This window comes from Micromonospora sp. NPDC003776 (genome assembly GCF_053605645.1).
Map to the genome: position 1 here is coordinate 1 of NZ_JBSGJR010000910.1, position 1,579 is coordinate 1,579.

At 73.1% G+C, this 1,579-nt stretch carries 1 protein-coding gene; it reads right to left on the reverse strand.

Features of this window, described 5'->3' with window-relative positions; all coding sequences use genetic code 11:
* Positions 1–28: 28 nt before the first annotated feature.
* Positions 29–1,408 (reverse strand): rhodanese-like domain-containing protein, encoded by a 1,380-nt coding sequence (locus ACWEVO_RS36315; protein ID WP_452311913.1) that lies wholly within the window; start codon positions 1,406–1,408, stop codon positions 29–31.
* Positions 1,409–1,579: the final 171 nt, after the last annotated feature.

Sequence of the window (1,579 nt, forward strand, 5' to 3'; positions counted from 1 at the left end):
TGTGCCCCGGTCACCCGCGATCGGAGGGTCAGACGGCCGCGTGCAGCGCCTGCCAGGCGCCGTAGCCGCCGAGCAGGTCGGAGACGTCGGCCCGGCCCGCGGTGCGCAGCAGGCTGGCCGCGACCGAGGAGCGGTACCCGCCGGCGCAGTGCACCACGACCGGTCGGTCGGCCGGCACCTCGTCGAGGCGGCGGGTGAGCTCTGCGAGCGGGATGTGCAGCGAGCCGTCGACGGCACCCTGCTCCCGCTCACCGGCGTTGCGGACGTCGAGCACGACGGGCGGGGTGGTGGCGTCCAGCGCGGCGCGCAGCTCGGTGGCGGTGACCCGGCTGGCCCGGGTCAGGTCGGCGACCATCTCGAGGAAGGCGCCCTCGGGCTCGCGCAGGTAGCCGGCCACGTGGTCGAAGCCGATCCGGGCCAGGCGGACGACGATCTCCTCCTCCCGGTCCTGCGGCGCCACCACGAGGACCGTGCGGTCCGGCGCGATCACGCTGCCGGCGGTCTCGGCGAACCGGCCGTCGGCGGGGATGTTGATCGCACCCTGGAGGTGGCCGGCGGCGAACTCCTGCGGGTCGCGGGCGTCCACCACCACCGCGCCCTCGCTGCGGGCCCGGGAGAACTCGGCGGCGTCGAGCGGGCGCGCGGCCCGGGTGTGGTCGAACAGCTCGCGGGCCTTTCGGTTGAGCACCGCGTCGAAGGCGAAGTAGCCGGGCGCGGCGGGCTGCCCGCCGGTGACCAGGGCGAGGAACTGCTCCTCACTCATGGGCGCGCAGGCGTAGTTGGTGCGGCGCTGCTCGCCGATGGTGGACTGCCGCTCGGTGGAGAGGTTCTTGCCGCAGGCGGAGCCGGCGCCGTGCGCCGGGAAGACCCGTACCTCGTCGGGCAGGCCCATCAGCTTGCGCTGGACGCTGTCGTACAGCATCCGGCCGAGGTCGTCGGCGGTGACGCCGAGCGAGGCGAGCAGATCGGGCCGGCCCACGTCGCCGATGAACAGCGCGTCGCCGGTGAGCACCCCGTACGGCACCGGGTCCGTGGCGTGCTCGTAGACCAGGATGCTGATGGACTCCGGGGTGTGGCCCGGGGTCTCCATGATCCCCAGCGTGACGTCCCCGAGGCTGATCCGCTCGCCGTCGGTGAGCTTGCGGCTCGGGTACTCGGTCTCCGCGCGGTGTCCGTAGCCGATCCAGGCGCCGGTCGCCGCGGCCACCTCGAGGTGGCCGGCGAGGAAGTCGGCGTGGAAGTGGGTGTTGATCACTCCTTCGATGGTCAGGCCGTGCGCCCGGGCGTCGGCCAGGTACTCGTCGATGTCCCGACGCGGGTCGACGAGCACCGCCCGCCCGGTGGTCTGGTCGGCGATCAGGTACGACGCCTGGGACAGGCAGTCCAGGTAGTACTGGGTGAACAACATGGTGCGGACTCCTTCGCAGTGATGACTGGCGATGCTCTCAGGTTAGCGTATACCCCCGGGGGTATATTCCGGGCCGAAGGTCCCGCCCTCCCGGGACCACCGGCCCGGCTCAGCTCAAGCGGCCGGGCCGGCCACCCTTCGCCTGCAGGGCGAACCCGGCGTCGACCCAGG